Origin of the sequence: Bradyrhizobium sp. AUGA SZCCT0158 (assembly GCF_018130065.1) — a bacterium.
GTDB lineage: Bacteria > Pseudomonadota > Alphaproteobacteria > Rhizobiales > Xanthobacteraceae > Bradyrhizobium.
In genome coordinates this window covers 36,646-57,886 of the sequence record NZ_JAFCME010000034.1, presented here as the reverse complement: position 1 = coordinate 57,886, position 21,241 = coordinate 36,646, and the positions used below count along the sequence as shown (strand labels likewise).

At 64.1% G+C, this 21,241-nt stretch carries 15 protein-coding genes; 7 read left to right on the top strand and 8 right to left on the bottom strand.

All coding sequences use genetic code 11. From position 1 onward, the window contains the following. Positions 1 to 1,032: 1,032 nt before the first annotated feature. From JQ574_RS31120 to JQ574_RS31105, 4 genes are all read left to right on the top strand, one after another. Positions 1,033 to 4,230, top strand: a complete 3,198-nt coding sequence (locus JQ574_RS31120; protein ID WP_212208553.1) for an acetoacetate--CoA ligase — start codon at positions 1,033 to 1,035, stop codon at positions 4,228 to 4,230. Between the two features lie 822 nt (positions 4,231 to 5,052). Continuing rightward, entirely contained in the window at positions 5,053 to 6,894 is a 1,842-nt protein-coding gene (locus JQ574_RS31115; protein ID WP_212384149.1) for a M48 family metallopeptidase, read from the top strand. Positions 6,895 to 7,124: 230 nt separating this feature from the next. Beyond that, positions 7,125 to 7,781 carry a L,D-transpeptidase gene (locus JQ574_RS31110; RefSeq protein ID WP_212208555.1) on the top strand — a complete coding sequence of 219 codons (657 nt, stop codon included), beginning with the start codon at positions 7,125 to 7,127 and terminating at the stop codon, positions 7,779 to 7,781. Further along, positions 7,778 to 9,283 (top strand): L,D-transpeptidase family protein, encoded by a 1,506-nt coding sequence (locus JQ574_RS31105; protein ID WP_212208556.1) that lies wholly within the window; start codon positions 7,778 to 7,780, stop codon positions 9,281 to 9,283. The genes JQ574_RS31110 and JQ574_RS31105 overlap by 4 nt, the downstream gene beginning before the upstream one ends. Positions 9,284 to 9,313: 30 nt before the next feature. Here JQ574_RS31105 and JQ574_RS31100 read toward each other — a convergent pair whose 3' ends face one another. The 5 genes from JQ574_RS31100 to JQ574_RS31080 all read right to left on the bottom strand — a co-directional run bounded on the left by JQ574_RS31100 (position 9,314) and on the right by JQ574_RS31080 (position 13,500). Further along, positions 9,314 to 9,958, bottom strand: a complete 645-nt coding sequence (locus JQ574_RS31100) for a hypothetical protein (RefSeq protein WP_249119712.1) — start codon at positions 9,956 to 9,958, stop codon at positions 9,314 to 9,316. Beyond that, positions 9,958 to 10,476: a c-type cytochrome gene (locus tag JQ574_RS31095; protein WP_212384150.1), complete on the bottom strand. Its 519-nt coding sequence runs from the start codon at positions 10,474 to 10,476 to the stop codon at positions 9,958 to 9,960. Before JQ574_RS31095 ends, JQ574_RS31100 begins: the two co-directional genes overlap by 1 nt. Before the next feature lie 92 nt (positions 10,477 to 10,568). Then, on the bottom strand, positions 10,569 to 12,356 hold the full coding sequence (locus tag JQ574_RS31090; RefSeq protein WP_212208557.1) for a PQQ-dependent dehydrogenase, methanol/ethanol family: 1,788 nt from the start codon (positions 12,354 to 12,356) through the stop codon (positions 10,569 to 10,571). 175 nt (positions 12,357 to 12,531) lie between these two features. Further along, a complete protein-coding gene (locus tag JQ574_RS31085; protein WP_212384148.1) occupies positions 12,532 to 13,038 on the bottom strand; it encodes a copper chaperone PCu(A)C in 507 nt (168 codons plus the stop codon). Positions 13,039 to 13,242: 204 nt separating this feature from the next. After that, positions 13,243 to 13,500: a hypothetical protein gene (locus JQ574_RS31080; RefSeq protein WP_212208559.1), complete on the bottom strand. Its 258-nt coding sequence runs from the start codon at positions 13,498 to 13,500 to the stop codon at positions 13,243 to 13,245. Between the two features lie 130 nt (positions 13,501 to 13,630). Here JQ574_RS31080 and JQ574_RS31075 point away from each other — a divergent pair, with 130 nt between their 5' ends. Further along, on the top strand, positions 13,631 to 15,124 hold the full coding sequence (locus JQ574_RS31075; RefSeq protein ID WP_212208560.1) for a diguanylate cyclase: 1,494 nt from the start codon (positions 13,631 to 13,633) through the stop codon (positions 15,122 to 15,124). A 262-nt stretch (positions 15,125 to 15,386) separates the two neighbouring features. Here the strand turns inward: JQ574_RS31075 and JQ574_RS31070 are convergent, their stop codons facing one another. Next, complete coding sequence (locus JQ574_RS31070) at positions 15,387 to 16,265, bottom strand: UTP--glucose-1-phosphate uridylyltransferase (protein ID WP_212208561.1); 879 nt, start codon at positions 16,263 to 16,265, stop codon at positions 15,387 to 15,389. 225 nt (positions 16,266 to 16,490) lie between these two features. On the opposite strand from JQ574_RS31070, the gene JQ574_RS31065 reads away from it, so the two are divergent. Beyond that, the gene (locus JQ574_RS31065; RefSeq protein WP_212208562.1) at positions 16,491 to 17,915 is read left to right on the top strand and encodes a lytic murein transglycosylase; all 1,425 of its coding nucleotides are present in this window, start codon (positions 16,491 to 16,493) and stop codon (positions 17,913 to 17,915) included. A gap of 160 nt (positions 17,916 to 18,075) precedes the next feature. Continuing rightward, entirely contained in the window at positions 18,076 to 19,815 is a 1,740-nt protein-coding gene (locus tag JQ574_RS31060) for an SGNH family hydrolase (RefSeq protein WP_212384147.1), read from the top strand. 224 nt (positions 19,816 to 20,039) lie between these two features. Here the strand turns inward: JQ574_RS31060 and JQ574_RS31055 are convergent, their stop codons facing one another. After that, positions 20,040 to 20,438 (bottom strand): CsbD family protein, encoded by a 399-nt coding sequence (locus tag JQ574_RS31055; protein ID WP_212273419.1) that lies wholly within the window; start codon positions 20,436 to 20,438, stop codon positions 20,040 to 20,042. A 59-nt stretch (positions 20,439 to 20,497) separates the two neighbouring features. Next, a complete protein-coding gene (locus JQ574_RS31050) occupies positions 20,498 to 21,232 on the bottom strand; it encodes an SDR family NAD(P)-dependent oxidoreductase (protein ID WP_212208565.1) in 735 nt (244 codons plus the stop codon). Positions 21,233 to 21,241: the final 9 nt, after the last annotated feature.

Below are 21,241 nucleotides of genomic sequence, written 5' to 3'. Positions count from 1 at the left end.
TAAACCAGCGTCCACCGCAACCCGTCCAACGTCCGTGACGACGGCCGACGCCCTTCTGAGTAGGACGGGATGGGCAAACATATGCACCTGATTTTCGTTCTGGTAAACAGAAATCTTTTTTATTTTGGGGCTTGACACGATTTCCGTAAATCAGAATTGATTTGCCCGTCGGGTTGATTTGTCGCACCCCCGTTCAGATTGATGACGCCGGGTCGGCGGCCGACGTGAGGCATTTCTGCCAGCCAGCGTGCGCGGCGCGCCATGTCGAAAAGCCACGCCATCCACTCCTGATCGCGTTTGCGTCGTTAAACTTCATCGGCAACGATCCACGAAACTGTCCTGAAGTCATTTTGTCGCCAGCTCGAAATCTGCCCAACGCGATTTCCCGGTAACTTGTGCGTCAAGCCGTTCCTGCAAAGTTCGACGGCATGACTGTTTCACAGGTGCACTATGCGCGACGAATTTGCCTCAAACGCGTTTCTTGCTGTGACCGCTGCAGGTATCGTCCTGCTGTGCTCAGGCCTTATGGCTTTGGTGCTCACTTAGCGAACTGCAGTCGGCAGCTTCCTGGCTGCCTTCTCGAGCTTGTTCCGCGGTGCGCAAAGCAAACGATGTCCGATCAGCGGAGTAAGGCAGACCCCACGGTCACAAACATTGTTGTCTCCAAATGACCCGAAGCTGCCCAAGTCAGCGACCGACCAGAAGCGGACTTAGCTGCGCGCTGCCGGCACGGAATTCGATTGCAAGCTGGTGATGGACGGCAAAGCTGGCGCGCTGTCGGTCTCCCTCCCAAGAGTAAAAGGCGACCCAACCGCTCAGCACCTCCGGGAGTGAACTGGGCTTTGAGGGAAGCGCGCACTCACAATTCTTATTCAGATGCGCGAGACACTCGCTGAGGCGATGAAGACAAGGCTCATGCCTGCGCGAGTACCGCTAAATGATTACCTACGGATTTTATCTGCCATTACCTTCTTCCCAATTCGCTACCACTTCTTCCCAATTATAGTGTTAGCGCTTCAGGGGGAGGGCGCCATGGAGTTGCCTCTGACCAATAGCGCAAGGTCTTTTCATGAGAGTTTCGAGGAAGCGGCGCTCCCCTCCGATGATCAGGCCGTCGCGCATTCGCAACTGACGGCCTTCATGCAATGGTGCGAGGTCCGGACCGGACAGCACTTGCCTGACCATTCCGCGATGGACCGCTTCTCGGTGGAGGAGTTCCGCAATTTTTGGCGCCTCTTCCTGGAGTGGTCCGACCTGCCCCGGCACGGCGCGCTCGAGCCGGTCTGCGTCGGCGATGCCTGCGAGACCGCCCGCTTCTTCCCGGATCTCCGTCTCAATTACGCCGAGTGCCTCCTCGCCGGCAGTCCCGACCAGACGGTCCTGACGGCCTGTCACGCTGGCGGCAGCCGCGACCGGTTCACACGGGGCGCACTGCGCATCGCGGTCGCCCGGCTGGCGACCTCGCTGCAGCGGCTGGGTGTGCGCCCTGGCCTCCATGTCGCAGCGATCGGACGCAACAATGCCGAGGTGGTCATTGCCGCCCTGGCCACCGCTGCCATTGGCGCGACTTTCGCTAGCTGCGCGCCGGACATGGGCGTGCCCGCCATCCTCGCGCGCTTCGCCCCTCTCGAGCCCGTGGTGCTGTTCGGCTGTCTCCGGGCGGAGCCATGGGATCCGGGCGTCGCCGTCGCCGAGCGCGTCGCCGGCGCGGCGGCCGGTCTGCCGGGCCTTGCCGCGATCGTCGCGTTGGACAACGGCTCGTTTCCCGCCGGCGAGAGGATGGTGCCCCTGCACAGGTTCGCCGATCTGCTCCGCGATGCCGTTGGCCGCGACGCCCGACCCGGCTGGCTGCGCCATCCGTTCAACCAGCCACTGTTCACGATGTTTTCCTCCGGCACCACGGGCGCGCCGAAATGCATTCAGCACGGCACCGGCGGCACGCTGCTGGAGCATGTGAAGGAGCACCGGTTGCACTGTGATCTCGGGCCGGGCGACAAGCTGTTCTTCCAGACCTCCTGCGGTTGGATGATGTGGAATTGGCAGCTCTCTGCCTTGGCCTCCGGCACGGAGCTCGTCCTCTACGATGGGCCGCTCGAAGGGCCGGACACCTTCTGGCGGATCGTCACCGAGGAGCGCGTGACCGTCTTCGGCACCAATCCTGCCTATTTGCACTTCTGCGAGCAGGGGGGCTTCTCGCCGGGCCGGGTGTTCGACCTTTCTGCGCTCCGGGCTGTGCTCTCCACCGGCTCCATCCTGCATCCCCGCCAGTACGACTGGGTCCGCGATCAGGTGAAGGCGGCGATGCCGCTGCAGTCGATCTCAGGCGGCACCGACATCATCGGCTGCTTTGTCCTGGGCAATCCGAACCTGCCCGTTCATCGCGGCGAGGCACAGTGCCGCAGCCTCGGCCTCGATGTCCGCTCGCTGCCGCCGCCTGACAATCCGGAGGCACTGATCGGCGAGCTGGTCTGCGCCAACCCTTTTCCCTCGCGCCCCCTCGGCTTTCACGGTGATGCCGACGGCACACGCTTCCATGCCGCCTATTTCGCCCAGAACCCCGGCTTCTGGACGCATGGCGACCTGATCGAGGCCACGCCCCATGGCGGTTGGCGGCTGCATGGCCGCTCCGACGGGGTCCTCAATGTACGCGGCATCCGCATCGGCACCGCAGAGATCTACCGCATCCTCGATCACACCGAGGAGATCCTCGAGGCGATGGCGGTCGAGCAGCAGGCAGAGGAGGAGCCCGGTGGCACGCGCATGGTTCTCCTGATCGTGCTGCGCGAAGGCCTGATGCTCGACAACATGCTGGCGAAGCACATCCGCTCGGAGCTTGCGCGCTGCGGCTCCCCCGCCTTCGTGCCGGCGCGCATCGCACAGGTCGAGGCGCTTCCTGTCACCTTCAACGGCAAGCGGTCCGAAGCCGCGGCGCGCGATGCGGTGAATGGCCGCCCTGTACGGAACCGAGCTGCCCTGCAGAACCCGGAATGCCTCGATGCCATTGCCAAGCATCCGGTTCTCCGGGCGCCTCCGGCCGTCAGGGTGCCGCGGGGACCGCCGCCAGGCTGTGAGGCGATCCCGGACCCTGAGCGGCTGCCGCAGGAGCTGCAGGCGATCTGCGAGCGCGTGCTGGGCGTCGCGCCCATCGGCTGGTCCGACAATCTTCTTGGCCTCGGTGCGGACTCGCTGGCACTGCTGAGCCTGCTGCTCGAGATCGAGAGCTATGCTGGGCGTCCCGTGGCCCCCTCGGCCTTTCTGGCGGCGCCCTCGATCGAAGGCTTGATCACGGTCCTCTCCGGCGGCGAGGAGGCAATGACGGCGCAGCAGTTTGGTCAGTCCGGCCCGCATCTTCGTGCCGTGGGTCCGGAGGACTGGGAGCCGATCTGCCGCTTCCTTGAGGAATCCTTCCGCGACTCGGGCATCAATGCCGCGACGTGGCGTCGGTTGTTCGAGCATGAGTGGTCCGATCACGGGCGCGGCTTCATACTCCTCGACCGCAACGCAGTCGTCGGCTTCATCGGAGCTGTTACCGCCCGGCGTCAGGTGAACGGGGAGGCAGTGCTCGTCTGCAATCTGTCTTCCTGGGTCGTACACGCGCAGTACCGCGGCTGGGGCATGGCCCTGCTTGCCTCGCAGCTGGAAGGCGCGCAGCTCACCTATACCTCCTTCACCCCACAGCCGATCTCTTGGACTGCCCTCATGGCGCAGCGTTTCAAGCCGCTGGAGTCGCACAGGATCGCCATGCTTCCGTTGCTACAGGCCGAGACGATGTTTGGGCCGAACCGGCCGGTCATCAGCTTCGATCCGGCCGTGGTCCGCGAGAGGCTGACCGGCGAACAACGACAGATCTTCGACGATCACGCGCGGTATGACTGCTTGCAGCTAACCGTCAGCGACGGGTCCGATTATGCCTATCTCGTGGTGAAGCGCCGCATTCACCGTGTTGCAGCGGGCCGACTGGGAGGACTGGCGCGAGTTCTGCCGCTGCGAATCTCCTATTCGGACATCCTGCATTGTAGTGCACCGGAATTGCTGTTGCGGCATCTCGAGCGCGTCAAGCTGACGATCCTGCGTCGACAGCGGACGGCAGCGCTCGTGGCGGACGCGCGGCTCTTTCCTGTCCGGCCACGGGGCGTGCTGCTCCCGGTGAGCAACTGTTACCGCTCCGCGTCGATCGCTGCCGGTGAACTCGACAGGCTATATTCGGAAATCGTGCTCCTGCCCATCTGATTTTGGCACATTTCGGACCTCGCGCAATTCCATGCTTGAGTCCGTCATGCGCACCAAAGCGGACGTAACGCCTGCAGATGCGGCCGACTTCTGAAAGGAAACGTGGGTCGAAGCGGCCAGCTAATATGGCCGTCGCCCCGGCGTTCGCATGACCACCAGCGAGAATTGTTCTTGCACGCAGGTCGTTATCTTCCTTTCTCAACAACGTCGCCAGCGGCGTATCGGTCCCCCGACGCGCAGTTGCGCATCTGAGATCGTGTGCGCTGCGCTCCATGTCGAAGAAGCGACGCCACCCACTCTGGATCGCGCTTGCCTCGTTAAACTTCATCGGTAACGATCCACGAAACTGTCCTGAAGTCATTTTGTCGCCAGCTCGAAATCTGCCCAACACGATTTCCCGGTAACTTGTGCATCAGCCGTTCCTGCAAAGTTCGACGGCACGACTGTTTTACAGGTGCACTATGGGCGACGAATTTGCCTCATACGCGTTTCTTGCTGTGACCGCTGCAGGTATCGTCCTGCTGTGCTCAGGCCTTATGGCGTTGGTGCTCACTTAGCGAGCTGCAGTCGGCAGCTTCTTGGCGGCTGCCTCCTCGAGCTTGTTCCGCGGTGCCCGAAGCGGAAGAGCAGCACCGCTGACCCATTGCGGCGAGCCGTCCGCCGACGCTAACGTGTCGCAGCTACAGACATTGCAGTCGTCTTGCAGAACGGACGGAAACGTCTGAAAATTCGTTTCAGGGCCTCTCTGGATCCAGTTCCGACGACCCGCTGAAGCCCCAGATCCGGCAGATTTTTTCTCTCCGCCCGATTTTGGAGCCCACCATGGCGACATTCACGCGATCGCAAAGCCTGCTGGTTTCCGTAAGTCTTGCCGCACTGGGCGGGACGGCACTGGCGGCGCTGCTGGCCGGGGGCGGTTTTATTCTCGCGGACGCACGCGCAACCGCCGTGGATGCATCGCTGCCGATCGTCAACGCCGATGTTCCGACCTGCGGCCCGCCGACGGCAACCACCCGGCCGAACATGATGCTTCGCCTGGTGCAGACGGAAGTGCCGCGCGCCGGGATGAACGCAGCCAGCCCCGCGCCGGCATTTGCGGACACCGAGCCGCCGCTGTGGACCGGCATCGGCTCCACCACCTGGAAGGTCACGACCGCGAACGAGCGCGCGCAGGCCTATTTCGATCAGGGCCTGCGTCTCGCCTACGCCTTCAATCACGATGAGGCGCGACGCGCGTTTCGCATGGCGCAAAAACTCGACCCCGACTGCGCCATGTGTTTCTGGGGAGAGGCGCTGGTGCTCGGTCCCAACATCAATCTCCCGATGCCGGAAGACGCGGTCGCGCCAGCCTATGACGCCGCGCAGAAGGCGAAGGCGCTGGCCGGGAAAGCGAGCCCGCGTGAACAGGCGCTGATCGGCGCCATCGCAGTGCGCTACGGCAGCGATCCCAAGGCCGCTCGCGCGCCACTCGACGCGGCCTACGCGGCCGAAATGGCGAAGGCAGCAAAACAGTTTCCCGAAGACGACGAGATTGCCACGCTCTATGCCGAGGCGGTGATGGATCTCAGCCCGTGGGACTATTGGAAGCCGGGCGGCCGCGACGCCAAGCCACAAAGCGTGCCGATCGTGCCGACGCTGGAGCGCGTGCTGGCGCGCAATCCCAATCATGCCGGCGCTATTCACCTTTATATTCATGCCGTCGAGGCGTCGGACCGGCCCAAGCGCGCCGAACCCTATGCCGACAAGTTGCGCGGCGCGGTTCCCGGCGCAGGCCATCTCGTGCACATGCCGAGCCACATCTATTATCGGGTCGGCCGCTATCTCGACGCGCTGGAAGACAACAAGACCGCGGTCAAGGTCGACGAAAAATACCTGACCGAGACCAACGCGCCGATGGGCGTCTACAGGCTCGGCTATTATCCGCACAACGTGCACTTCGTGATGGCATCGGCGCAGATGGCCGGCGACGGCCCGACCGTGATTGCGGCTGCGGAGAAGCTCGGCCAGCTCATTCCCAGCGAGGCAGCCAAGGGCATTGCGATGGTGCAGCCGGTCAAGGCGGCGCCATACTTCGCGCACGCGCAGTTCAGCACGCCGGAGACCATTTTGGCGCTGCAAGATCCCGGCGATGCGATCCCCTATGTCAAGGCGATGTGGCTCTACGTGCGCGGCGTCGCGCTGGTGGCGAACCGTGACTTCGCGGGCGCTACTGCCGCAGCCAGCGCCATCGAGACGATCGAGCGCACCGCGGACTTCAAGCTGCTGACGGATTCGGGCGTCCCGGCGCAGGAGGTGCTCCGCATCGCGCGCACGGTGGTCCTCGCACGCGTAGCGCAGGCCAAGGGCGACTATCGTACCGCCATCATCCGGTTCGAACGGGCGGCGGCATTGCAGGACAACCTAGCCTACACCGAGCCGCCCTATTGGTATTATCCGATCCGGCAGTCGCTTGCCGCCGTCCTGCTGCAGGCCGGCCGTTACGCCGAGGCAGCGCGGCAATTCCGGCGCGCGCTCAGCCGGGCGCCCGCCAATGGCTGGTCGTATTACGGGCTGGCGGAACTGCACAAGGCACGCGGTGATGGCTCCGCAGCCCGCAAGGCCGAGGCCGACCTTGTCAGAACCTGGATCGGCGACCGCAAGCTGTTGCAGGTTTCAAATCTCTGAAGCGCGCACCTCACTCGTGCCGATGAGGTGATCGAATGAGGCCGCGACTTGAAGAGAGTCTGAAAGAACCCGGCTTCACGGTCCGCAAGTGCACGCAGGTCGCCGAACTGGGCGCGATTGGATGGACAGCCACCTGATCTCGTTATTGCGCGGTTACTTTCCAGCGACGCCTTGATTTCTGCACTTTTTGAGAAGCAGATGGCCAATGTAACGCTTTGGAGGGACAGGCCATGCCGAGGTCCGGGCTGGCGTTGGTGCTTTTGGGGCTGCTCGGGTTTGTGCTCGGCGGCTGCATGCAATCGACGCTCGCGCCGTCGTCGAATGCCGGTTTGACCCCGAGGGACCGGCAGCTGCTGGCCCACACGCCTTATGCGCAGGCCAGCATTCCCGAGACCTATCGCCGGCATATTGTCGATTACATGCGCAAGGAGCAGCCGGGCACGATCCTGGTCGATAGCAGCGCGCGCTATTTGTATTACGTTCTGCCGGGAGGCAAGGCGATCCGCTATGGCGTGACGGTGGGAGAGGAAGCGCTGGCCTGGTCCGGCGTCGCAACGGTTGGCCGTGTGGCTGAATGGCCGGACTGGATTCCGACGGCGGAGATCCAGGCCAGGCTCGGCCCCTACCCCAAGCGCGTTCCCGGCGGTCCGGCTAATCCCCTCGGCGCGCGGGCGATCTACCTCTACGAGGGCAACAAGGACACCCTGTACCGTATCCACGGCACCAACCAGCCGGAATATATCGGCCATGCCATCTCGTCCGGCTGCATCCGCATGACCAACGAGGATGTCATCGATCTCGTGAATCGGGTGCAGCCAGGCGCGATCGTCGTCGTCCTCCCGCCCGGGCGGACCGCGTGGATGGGCCCTGTCGCGGGACGCGCATGACGTCTCGTTGGGTGAATCCGAAGCACAGGCGGACGCGGCTGCGGCCCGTGTGGCTTGCCGTTGCGGGTCTGGCCGTGCTGATCGCGGCAGGGGACGATGCGCGTGCGAGAGGCGGCGAACGCCTGATCGAGTCCATCGAGACGCGCAGTGCCAGCGAGCCGCTCATAGCCATCGTTTCGCTCCGCGACCAGCGCATCACCGTCTACGACGCCAAGGGGTGGATCCTGCGGGCGCCAGTGTCGAGCGGCTCGAAGGGACGCGAGACGCCCGCCGGTATCTTCAGCGTCATCCAGAAAGTCGAGGAGCATTACTCGAACCTGTATGACGATGCCTACATGCCGCACATGCAGCGCATCACCTGGTCGGGTATCGCACTGCATGGCGGTGTCCTGCCGGGGCGTCCGGCGTCCCATGGCTGTATCCGGTTGCCATTCGAATTCGCCGAGCGCCTGTTCGACGCGACCAAGATGGGCATGCGTGTGATCGTGGCGCCAACCGATGTTGCGCCCATTGAGCTTGCCCATCCGCTGCTGTTCCAACCCAAGCCGGGTGCCGGCGCCATGGCCGCCGTCCGCACCGCAGAGGCGCAGGAGGCGGCGAGGAAAGCGGCCCAGGCGAGGTTCGCCGCGGAAACGGCGTTCCGGGAGGCCTCGCGCGCCAGGGAGCCGGTTCGCGCGGCGGAACATCAAAAGCGCAGAGCCGAGGTGCAATTGGCGGCTGCCGAGGCCAGACTTGGCGCTCCCGGCTCGGCGGAGGCAAAGGAGCAGGCTGAGGATGACAAGGCAAAGGCCGCCGTCAAGGTCGCCGAGCTGCAGCTGCAATCGGACGCCGCCAGCGCGGACCTGCAATCGAGGCTCGATGCGGTCACGTCTGCGCGTGAAGCTGCCGCCGCGGCGGAGACGGCGCGGGCCGCGGCAGCCGAGGCGGCCCGCCAGGCCGAACGCGAACTGCAGCCGATATCGGTGTTGATCAGCCGCAAGACCCAGCGGCTTTACGTCCGTCAGGCATTCAAGCCCATCCATGAAAGTGAGGTGACGATCGCGGATCCCGATCGTCCTATCGGCACGCATGTCTTCACCGCCGTCGAGCGCTCGGGCGACGATACCACGTTGCGATGGAGCGCCGTCTCAATGGGCGGCGGTCGTCCGCCCGGCGCCGCGCTTGAGCCGGATGACCGGGCGCGTGCGAAGCGTGGTCGCGACGCTGAGCCGGTGCCGACAGACCCCGGCACCGCAAAGGCTGCGCTCGATCGCATCGGCATTCCGCAGGACGCATTGGATCGCATCGGCAACATGACGCCGCGATCTTCCCTGATCGTCACGGACGAGGCGTTGAGCACGGAAACCGGCAAGGGTACGGAGTTCGTGGTGCTGTTGAGCGGCGAGCCCCAAGGCGGCATCAAGAAACGGCGACGCAGTCCGGGGACCGATTTTCGCTACGCGCGCCCACGCAGCTCGCCTTTTTGGGGCTCGCCGTTCGGGAACAGCTTTTCTGCCTGGTGAGACCGTTCTTTGCGCGGCCGAGTTCGCTCCCTACTCCCTGGCTCGCACGATGCTGATCCGCGTTTCGTCGACGAAGTTCTTGATGTCCTGATCGGGCCGGCGGAACAGGTTGCGTTCGACGGTGAGCGAACGGCCGCTGATCGTCTTGGTGCAGCGCTCCTTCAGGTAGACGCCGCCGACCGGCTGGTCTCCCGCATCGGGCTGACCTTCGCTGCAATTCCACCCCTCCGGCCCGTAGCGTGACTTGGCCTGGATCCCGAGCAGGAATGCCTTCTTCCGGATATAGAGCCGCGCCTTCGGATCGGTCTCGATCTGCAAGCCGGCGACGTGGCCGGTGTCGTCGATCAGCAGCGTCAGGATCGCCGGATGGCCCGCCACCATCGTGCCGTCGCGGCTGGTGAATGGATCGTAGCCAAACCGGATCGCCCGCATCGCCTTCGCGTCGGCGGAACAGTCGCGCCAGTTCTTCCACCCGGTCAGCGTTCGCTTCGGATCATCGGCGCAAGCAAAATCGACATAGCCGGCTTCCGGCAGTTCGCCCGCGGACATTCCGAGGCGGATGTCACGCAGGTCGTTGCCGCCGAATTCTTCCGTTCGTGCCGGAGAGTGCGCCAATGCGACCGCCTGCCAGAGCAAGCCCGCAGCAACAACGCCCGATAGCTTCAATCTGTTCATCACTGGCTCTTCCCCGTGTTGGCGGTGGCGTGATCCGGCTTTTGCGACTCGGCCTTGTAGACGTCGCAGACCCGCGACGAACTCGAGAAGAAGGCGACGCATTCGGCGTAAGTGGGCTCGCCCGCCCCCTTGATGTGGGCGATCACGTAATCGGCGACGGCTTCGATATCTTTCGGCCGCAGGAATGTTCCGCCCTCGGGCGGCATCTGTGGCCCCGCATCCTGGCGGTTCATGTCAAAGCATTTCACCTCGTCGTAGGCGCCGCGCACGAAGAACGGCATCCCGGTGCCCGGCCGTCCGCAGCCGACGGTTTCGATGATCTGCTCGCGCGTCAGCTCGGTCCTGCGCAGCGACAGCGCATCGCCGCCGTAGCCGCCGCCGCCATTGCCGTGCCATTTGTGGCAGCCCATGCAGTTGGCGCGACCGAACACCGCCTTGCCGGCGCTGGTCGGATCCGAAACCTGCGCCGACTGACCATAGGCAGAAAAATTCAGCGCGACGACGCTCACGAGCAGCATGCCCGCCGCCGGGAGTTTGTTTGACATCATCATGGCGTCTCTTGTCGGGGAAGCGGGAGGGCCCGCGCGTGGCAGGCCCTCCTTCGGGAATGTCAGAGCGCGAAGACGTAGAGCATCGATCCCGGCTGTATCTTCTTCAGTTCGGGCGTCGAATCGATGAACCACTTGTCCCAGGCGCCGCCGAGGCCGACGAGGATGGCGAGATATTGCTTGCCGTCGACCGAGAACGTCATCGGCGGTGCATTGACGCCGCCGCCGGTGTTGAACTCCCAGAGCTTCTGCAACGTCTTGGCATCAAGCGCCATCACCTCGCCGGAGGGCTGGCCGGTGAAGACGAGATCGGACGTCGCAAGCATGCCGCCGAGATTCGGGAATGGCGTCTCCAGTTTGCCGGCGATCTTGCCTGTCGTGACGTCGATCGCCGTGACGCTGCCGGTGATCCTGAAGGGCTGGCTCGGGCCACCGCCGGTCCAGAACTCCCGGGGCTTCAGCTTGTCCGGCGTCATCACCTCAACCTTGATGCGGTTGCAGCTTTCGATGACAGGGATGTACCAGAGCTTGAGGTCCGGATTGTAGGCGGTCGGCGGCCAGTTCTTGCCGCCCATGTTGCCGGGGCAGATGTCGGTTTCCATATTGGTGCGGCTCGGCGTCACCGACGCGATATAGGTCTGCACCGACTTGTTCGGGTCATACTCGATCGGCTTGCCGCTCTCCGGGTCGAGCCCCTTGGTCCAGGTGACCTTCTTGACGAACGGCAGGCCCCAGACGAATTTTCCATTGGTTCGATCGATCGCATAGGCGAAGCCGTTGCGGTCCGCTTCGAGCGCGAGCTTGCGCGGGCCGCTCGGGCCGGGGATATCGACCAGCACGTTTTCCGCCACGCTGTCGTAATCGTAGGGATCGTTCGGCGTGTGCTGATAGTGCCACTTGATCTTGCCGGTATCGGCGTCGAGCGCCAGCGAACTGTCGGTGTAGAGGTTGTCGCCCGGCCGGTACGCGTTATCCCAATCCGGCCCGGGATTGCCGACGCCCCAGATGATGGTGTCGGTCGCGGGATCGTAGGTGCCGGTCACCCAGGTCGAGCCGCCGCCGGCGGCCATCGCATTGTTGTTGTCCTTCCAGGTTTCGCTGCCGGGCTCGCCCTTGCCGGGGATCGTATAGGTGCGCCAGACTTCCTTCTGGGTCGACAGATCGGTGGCGGCGATCCAGCCGCGGATACCGTATTCCGCGCCGGCCACGCCTGTGATCGCCATGTTCTTGACGATCAGCGGCGCGCCGGTGATGACCTCACCCTTGTCCGGATCGGCCACGGAGCGCTGCCAGGCGACCTGGCCGGAATCCTTCTTGGTTGCGATCAGCCGGCCGTCCAGCGTGTGAGAAATCACGAGATCGCCCCACAACGCGACGCCGCGATTATCGACGCCGCAACAGGCGACGGCGCCGGCCCAGTCACGGTCGGTCTTCGGATCCATCTTCCAGACCAGTGCGCCGCGGCCGCCATGCGCATCGATCTTGTAGACCGAGCCCCATCCATCGGTGACGTAGAGAAAGCCGTTCTCGGCAATCGGCGTGCCTTCCAGGCCGCCATGGCTCCAGATGCCGCCGGGCTCGATGCCGCCCAGGTGCAACGTCCAGGCGACCTTCAGGTTCTTCACCGTGTCGCGGTTGATCTCCTTCAGCGTGGAGAACCGGTGACCCGCATAATTCTGATGATGATGAAGCCAGTTGCCGGCTTCCTTGTCGACGTTGAGCAGCCGTTCCTGATTGACCTCGTCCGCGGCAAAGACGGGCGTTACGCCCGCAGCGCCTGCGGCAGCCAATGCAACGGCAAGCAAACAGGCTCGCGTTGACACTTTCGTGGGACCTGAAGATCGCTCCATGATTATTGCCTTCCTTGTTGGCGGGTTGTTGTTGGCAGTTCATGTTGGCATTCTTGTTGGCAGTTCTTGCTTGTTGGCAGTTCTTGTCGGCAGTTGTTGTCGGATCAAACGTCCGGTCTGTCCGGGCGTCCCGCCGACGGGCCCTGTTCAGAGCTTCACCGCTGCGCTGTCGCGATCAGGGCGTTCGCGAAATTTGCACCTCCGTTTCTTTGGTGCCGGCCTTCTGGAAGACGACGGTGCAGGTGAAGGCCTCGCCGGCAACGAGCTTCTGCCGCGTCTGCAACAGCATGACGTGATAGCCGTCCGGCTTGAGTTCGATGGTCTTGCCTTGCGGTATAGGGATCGACTTGATCTCGCGCTTGGCGGGTGCGCCTTCGCCGCGATCGACGGTGTTTTTCTCGGAGAAATTCGCAAACGGACAGCGGACGCGCAGCAAGGCGTCGGCTTCGGCCGCATCGTTCTTGATCGTCATCAGCAGCGGAAGATTGATGCCGATCTCGTCGGACGCGGCCACCCGGGCGTCGGTCACCTGGAGCGCATCACCGGCAGCGGCGAAGCCGGGCGTCAGCCCAAAGTTCAGCCCAAGTTGCAGCCCAAGCCCGGCGGCAAGTCCAACCGCGAGCAGCGGCCATCGGGAACTTGCAGGCGAGGGATGTCCAAAGGAACAGGCTGTCCGATTCATCGGCGCCATCCTCCCACGATCTTTTCTTGTTTCTTGCGTTTTAGATTACGCCCTTGGGACTTCCAGTTCTTCCTAAATTGGGGCGGCGATAGGGCCGCGTGTGGAAAATGATTCCGGCAACTCGCTCGCGTGGCGTATTTCATACCAATCGTGTCGAGATGATCCCTTCAGCCGATAGACCATCACGAGAATGCTGGCGGCGAGCTATCTCCTCACCTTCATCTTCTTGAACTTCACGCTCTTTCCGTCCGCCTGCCTTGTCGCGATGTAGCCGGCCTCGAGGCAGGCTTCGCGCTGCGGCATCTTCTCCTGCGGGCTACGCTCGGTTTCCCACCACGAGGCCCGGTGCGCCGCGCGCGGCAGCGCGGCGTCGATGATCTCCTCGATCTGTTCGAAGGTCAGCACGAATTCGGGCAGCGTCTGCTTCTTCAGATAGTCCCGCAGCAAATCGTAATCGTTCACCCGTGTCCCCGTAGTTTTGCGCAAAGCCGCCGATCCCGGCAACCAAGCGTTAACCGATCGGCGCATCCTTGTCGCCATTTAAGGCCGCTGCAACGATTCCCGGCGCATTTCAGGGGATTGGGAGCGGACGATGCTGTTCGGACGGCGAAAAGACATGGCCAGAAGGCGCTGGCGGCTATCAGCAAAATTGCTGATCGCCTCCTCCGTGGCCACCGTGATCGGCTTTTCCGCGATCTGCGCCAACGTGATGCTGGAGATGCGGCGCGGCGAGGAAGAGCTGGCCCGCCAGATGCTCGAAAACCTCGCCGCCAGCATCGACGCCGATATCGGACGCAACATCGAGCTCTACGACCTGTCGCTGCGCGCGGTCGCCAGCAATCTGGTGATGCCGGAGCTCAAGGACGTCAGCAAGGAAATCCGCCATCTGATCCTGTTCGACCGCGCCGCCTCCGCCAAGCATTTCGGCGCGATCCAGGTATTCGACGCGTCAGGGCGATTGTGGATCGATGCGTCCTCGCTCGACCCGCGGCCGGAGATCCGCGCTGATGAGGAATATTTTGCGGTCCATCGCAGCAATCCGGACGAGGGCCTGTTCGTCAGCCGCCCGATGCTGCATCGCGGAGCCTATTCGATCGTGCTGAGCCGGCGCATCTCCGACGCCGAAGGCCGCTTTCTCGGCGTGGCCGCGGGCTCGATCCGGTTCAGCTACTTCCATGAACTGTTCGACCGGCTCAACCTCAGTCCCGACGATACGATCACCGTGCTGCGCCGCGACCGCACCGTCATCATGCGCAAGCCGTTCAACCTCGACATCATCGGCAAGAACCTCGCGACGGTGCGAAGCTGGAGCGCGAACAATCTGAAGCCCACCGGATCCTATGCCGGACAAGGCCCCGTCGATGCGACACCCCGGCTCTATGTCCGGCGCGACAGCAGCGGTCCGCTGTATGTCGTGGTTGGAAAACCGCTCGAAGCCATCTTCCGCGTTTGGCAACGGGAAGTGATCCGGATCGGCGCCATCATGACCGCGCTGATCCTGTTCGTACTCGGCACCACCTTCTTCCTCGGACGCGAAATCAGCCGCCGCGCCCAGGCCGAGGACAGGCTCGAGGAACTCGCCACCACCGACGCGCTCACCGGCCTGAAGAACCGGCGCAAGTTCGATCTCGAGATCGATACGGAGTGGCGGCGCGCGGTGCGCGGCAGAACGCCGGTCGCGCTATTGATGATCGATGCCGATCACTTCAAATCCTACAACGACAATTATGGCCACCAGGCCGGCGACCAGGTGCTGGTCGGCATTGCGATCTGCATCTCCGACTCGGTCAGGCGCGCCGGCGATTGCGTAGCGCGGTTCGGCGGCGAGGAATTCGCGGTGCTGTTGCCGGGGTTCTCGGTCACCGAGGCGCTCGCGGTCGCCGAAAACATCCGGCACAAGGTCGCGCATTGGTCTGACGAAGAAGTCACGACCGTCAGCATCGGCGTCGCCAGCATGATGCCATCAGCCGGGCTGGACTGGCCCGACCTGATCGCGGCCGCCGATAAGGCGCTCTATGCCGCCAAGGCCAATGGCCGCAACCAGACCGTGGTCGCCAACGTTCCGAAACTGGCGATGGTGGCTTGAGGCAAGCCCTATCCCCGTCATTGCGAGCGAAGCGAAGCAATCCATAGGCAGAGGAAGCATGGATTGCTTCGTCGCAAGGGCTCCTCGCAATGACGGTCGTAACTTGAGAGTTCGTCATTCCGGGATGGTCCGTAGGACCAGACCTCAGGTGCGCAATTGCGCACCGGGGAATCTCGAGATCCCCCGATGTGCAATTGCACATCTAAGGTTCGCATCTTCGATGCGCCCCGGGATGACTTCAAAAGCGCGTGCGCTTTTGAAGTCACTTCTCCAGATACTTCTTCATCTCCGCGCGCAGGCCGTCGCGCAGATCGGCGCGGGCCATGCCGTAGGCGATGTTGGCGCGCAGGAAGCCGGGCTTGGAGCCGCAATCGTGCCGCTCGCCCTCGAACTCCAGGCCGTAGAATTTTTGTGTGTTGGCGAGCGCTCGCATCGCATCGGTGAGCTGGATCTCGCCGCCGGCGCCGCGTTCCTGGGTCTCGAGAATCTTGAAAATCTCCGGCTGCAGGATGTAGCGCCCGGTGATCGACAGATTTGACGGCGCGGTGCCTTTGGCCGGTTTCTCCACCATGCCGTCGACCTCGAACATCTTGCCGGTGCGCTTGCCGACGCCGCAGATGCCGTATTGATGGGTCATGTCTTCGGGCACCGCCTCAACCGCGAGCACGTTGGATTTCTCGCCGAGCTTGCTTGCGGCCTCGATCATCTGCGCGAGGCAGCCCGGCGTGTTGAGCACCAGTTCGTCCGGCAGCACCACGGCGAACGGTTCGTCGCCGACGATGTCGCGCGCGCACCAGACCGCATGGCCGAGACCGAGCGGCGCCTGCTGGCGGGTGAAACTGGTGGCGCCGGCGGCGGGTTGGTCGCGCGCCAGGATGTCCTGCTCGGCCTTCTTGTTGCCGCGCGCGGCGAGCGTGGTGTCGAGCTCGAACATGCGGTCGAAATGGTCCTCGATCACGCCCTTGTTGCGCCCGGTGACGAAGATGAAATGCTCGATGCCGGCTTCCTTGGCCTCGTCATAGACGTACTGGATCAGCGGCTTGTCGACGATGGTCAGCATTTCCTTCGGCATCGCCTTGGTGGCGGGCAGGACGCGGGTGCCGAGACCGGCGACCGGGAATACGGCTTTGCGGATTTTCATGGGAATATCGGAAGTCCCTTAAGCGTGAGGAGTATGCGTCTGATGGACGTTGGTAGCCCGTTTGCAGCCGGGAACAAAGGCGGATGTGTGGTGCAACAAAGTCTGCATCCCGCTTTGCGCCCCCTTGCGGCGGAACAGGGAAAGCAACAAATTCCGGCCTCTGTTAAGCTGTTGGAAACCGTGACAGGGCCTTGTGAAACGGGGACGTTGGAGGGCGGAGACGACATGCGTTGGACGGGAACCGCGGTGACCTACCGGACCGCCGCGATCATCATTGCGGTGACGCTGCTGCATGCTGCTTTTTGCACCCAGGCTTTTGCCCAATCATCCGGCAACAACGGCGTCTCGAACTTCCTCGGCAACATCTTCGGCCAGAAATCAGCCACCTCGCCGCAGGCGCAGGCAGCACCTGCCCCGGAAGGCGTCCCCTCCGCGCCATCAGCACCATCCGCACCGCCGCCCTGGAGCGGCGAAGACGGCGGTTCGGGCCATCCACTGATGACCGCAGCTGCAATCCGGCAGGCGGCGGCGAATTTTCCCAACTGCGTCGCTTCGATGTGGCCCGATGCCGCACGGCGTTACGTGACGCAAGCGAATTTCGAACGCTTCACCGCGGACCTTTCGCCCGACCTGCGCATCATGGACCTGATGGATTCGCAGCCCGAATTCACCAAGGCGATCTGGGACTATCTCGACATCCTCGTGAATGACAACCGGCTCGCCAAGGGCCGCGAGATCCTCGCCAGGTACAAACCGCAATTCGACGCGGTGGAGAAAGCCTATGGCGTCGACCGCTACGCCATCGCGTCGATCTGGGGCATCGAATCGAATTACTCGACGCAGATGGGCGATCGCAACGTGCTCAATTCGACCGCGACGCTGGCCTGCATCGGCCGCCGCCAGGGCTATTTCAAGGACGAGTTCCTGACCGCGCTGGAGATCCTGAACCGCGGCGACCTGCGTCCCGAACAGATGCGCGGCTCGTGGGCCGGCGCGTTCGGGCCGACGCAGTTCATGCCGACCGCCTTCAAGCGCTACGCCGTCGATGCCGATGGCGACGGCCGCCGCGACGTCGTCGACAATCCGGCCGACCTGATCGCCTCGACCGCCAACAACCTCAGGAAAGACGGCTGGCAGTCCGGCCAGACCTGGGGCTACGAGGTCGTGCTGCCCAAGGGTTTCAACTTCATGCTGGCCGACAAGGCCAAGGCGATGCCGATCGCGCAGTGGGAACAGCAGGGCCTCAGACGCGCCGACGGCAAGCCGTTCGGCAATCAAGCCGACAAGGCCTATTTGCTGGCGCCCGCCGGGGCTGACGGGCCGGGATTCCTGATGCTGCAGAATTTTCGGGTGATCATGAAATACAACCCGGCCGAGGCCTATGCGCTGGCGATCGGGCATTTCGCCGACCGCCTGCGCGGCGGCGCGCCGTTCGTACAGCCCTGGCCGCGACAGGAACGGGTGCTGTCGCGGGCCGAGCGGTTGGAGCTGCAGCAACTGCTGGCCCAGCGCGGCTTCTACCGGGGCACCCCGGACGGCCAGTTCGGCGGCATGACCCGCGAGGCGCTGCGCGGCTTCCAGGCCTCTATCGGGGCCCCTGCGGACGGTTTCGCCTCCTCCGACGTGCTGGAGCGGCTGCGGGGGCGCTAAAACGGGGGATTTGGCCCGCAAAAGTAACCCTGTAGCGCACATTTTCGTGCCGCCCTTGACGGGTGTGACCATCGCCCGATTTATGGCAAGGAATATGCCCGCTTGCGGCCTGATTCCGCTATTATAACTGCGCCTTCACAACCCAGTGCGACCGAGCCGGATGCAAAAGCCAAAGTCCTTTTTCCGCGTGTTCACCGAAACCGGTCCGCTGACGGCGGTGGCGGTGGCGATCGCGCTGTTGATCGGGATCGCGGGACCTGCGTCGGCGCAGTTTTTCAATTTCGGCGGCTTCGGCGGTCCGCCGCAGCAGCAGCGGCAGGCACCGCGCAGCAATGGCGGCGGCTGGTTCGGCGGCGACTTCTTTGCGCCGTTCCAGCAGCAGGCCCCGCAACAAGCGCCACGCCAGGATTTTTCCAGGGCGCCGGCGCCCGCCAAGCGCGATACCGCTCCGGAACGTAACGTGCTGGTGCTCGGCGATGCGATGGCGGACTGGCTCGCCTACGGCCTGGAAGACGCCTACTCCGAACAGCCCGACATGGGCGTGATCCGCAAGCACCGGACCGTGTCCGGCCTGATCAAATATCAGCCCAAGGGCGAACCGTCGGATTGGGCCGCCGCCGCCCGCAGCATCCTCGCCAACGAGAAGCCGGACGCCATCGTCGTCATGCTCGGCCTCAACGACCGCGTCGCGATGCGCGAGCCCGCGGTCGACAAAACGAAGAAAGACGAGAAGAAAGACGACAAGAAGACCGCCAAACCGGCCGACGCCAAACCCGATGCCAAGCCCGGCGCGAAACCGGAAGGCTCGGCGGAGACCGCCGCCAAGCCGGATGACAAGCCGGCCGATGCCGAAGCGGCCGACGACGCCGACAGCAATGCGCCGCAGACCGCAGCGCCGGAGAAGAATTCGCGATCGGCGGGCGGGCTCTACGAGTTCCGCGACGAGCGCTGGGTCGAACTCTACGCCAAGAAAATCGAAGAGATGATCGGCATCCTGAAATCCAAGGGCGTGCCGGTGCTGTGGGTCGGTCTGCCAGCGGTGCGCGGCGTCAAGGGCACGTCCGACTCGCTGTTCCTCAATGCGCTCTATCGCGACGCATCGGCCAAGGCCGGCATCACCTATGTCGATATCTGGGACGGCTTTGTCGACGAGGCCGGGCGCTTCCTGCAGAAAGGCCCCGACTTCGAAGGCCAGATTCGCCAGCTGCGTTCCTATGACGGCGTGTATTTCACCAAGCCCGGCGCGCGCAAGCTCGCGCATTATGTCGAGCGTGAAGTCACCCGCCTCCTGGCTTCGCGCTCCGGACCGATCGCGCTGCCGGTCGAACCGGCGACGCCCGACGCCAATGCCGTGCCGGGCCAGCCGGCGCCGCGGCCACTGGCCGGACCTATCTTGCCGCTGGTGGCCTCCTCCGTCGGTACCGATCAATTGCTCGGCGGACCGGGCACGCGTCCCGCCGCGGTCGATGCGCTTGCCGCGAGGACGCTGGTGAAGGGCGAGCCGCTGGCGGCGCCGGCCGGCCGCGCCGATGATTTCGCCTGGCCGCGCCGCGAGATCGGCCGCGAACAGGCCAAAGAACCAGGCAAGGAACCGGGCAAGGAACCAGGCAAGGACCAAGCCAAGGGTGAATCGCCGGTCGCGGCCACCTCACCTGACGGTACGGCCCCGGCAGCCGCGCCCGCCGCGCCGCCGAAACCCCTCGCGCCGAAGCGGCAATTCCGTCCCGCGCAGACCGAACAGCCGGCATTGCGCGATTTCTTCGGCGGCTTCGGTGCGCCGCCGCGCCAGATTGCACCAGCGCCGCCACGCGCGCCTGGACCCATCGCGCCGGGCGTGCCGCGCCCGCCGGGTAACGTCGGACGAGCGGCAGAAGTCCCGGCAGGCGCGTTCACGCGATAGACGCATTCCACGCAGATGGACGGTGTGGCTTGGCTCGCACGTCATCCCGCGCAATGGCTTCGCCATTGTCGCTGGAGGCGCGAGCGAAGCGAGCCTCGAAGATGGGCCACGGGCCGATCATCCTTCGAGGCGCGCAAGTCTGCGGCGCAATTGCGCCGCTGAGCGCACCCACGGGTGAACGCAATTGCGTTCATCCCGGAGATGACGGAGCGACAGTGTGAGGCTCAGCCGTAATACCGCCAGCGCGATGGCGGCGGGCGGCGCGGTTGACGGGTCATCAACAGCGCCAGGGCGAATCCGATCCCGCCTGCGACCAGAAGCGCGCCGAGCGGATTGTCCTGCACGGTTTTCGCCATCGCCTTCTGACCGTCGCGGATGGTGTCGCCGCTGTTGTCGTAGGCGTCCTTGACGGTATCCACGGCATCCTTGGCGTAGTTGGCCGCCGCATCGGTGGCGTCGCGCGCGGCATCCTTGGCCTGACCGTACAAATTCTGCACGGTGCCTGCGGCCTCGCGCGCGCGGGCCTCGGCCTGCGTCTTGGCATCGCCCGTCATGCTACCGACAGCGCCTTCGACCTTGCCGGCGAAATCCTTGGCTGAACCTGCAATTCGATCCTTGTCCATCACGATCACTCCCTGTTTCAGAGGAAGTAACCGACGAGACGCGTCGAGGTTCCTGATGCCTAAAGTATGAGCCCGCCATCGACCACAATGGTCTGGCCGATGACATAGGACGCCAGCGGCGACGCCAGGAACAAGGCGGCGCCGGCCATGTCGGCGGGGGTGCCGAGACGCTTCAGCGGAATCCGTTCAAGCGCGCCTTCAAGCCGCTTCGGATTTGCCGTCGTCGCCTTGGTCATCTTGGTGTCGACCAGCCCCGGCGCGATGCCGTTGACGCGGATGCCGTTCTCGGCCCAGGCCTCGCCCAGCGTGCGCGTCAAGCCGACCGCGCCGGTCTTCGAGGCGTTGTAGGCCGGATTGCCCATGGTCGAATGATAGGCCGCGGTCGAACTGACGATGATCAGCGACCCCTTGCTGGCGCTCAGCATCGCGTGGAATTTCGTCGCGCACGCCATCAGGCTCATCAGATTGACCTCGAGCACCTTGCGAAAGCCATCCATTTCAAATTCGCCGCGCCGGTAGATCACTGCGCCCTGCGCCAGCACCAGCACGTCGAGGCCGTCAAACGACGGCTTGAACTGCTCGATCGCCTGCGCGTTGCTGACGTCGAGCTGCGCATATTCGAGGCCTTGAAGGTCCGATCCTTCGCCGGCGAAATAATCCGCCGCTTTGGCGCGGGTGCCGCAGACCGCAACCCGCGCCCCCTTGGCGCGGAACGCCTGCGCGATGCCATTGCCGATCCCGCTGGAGCCACCGACCACCAGCACCTGCTTGCCGCTGAAATCGAGTTCGTTCATCGCCTGCAT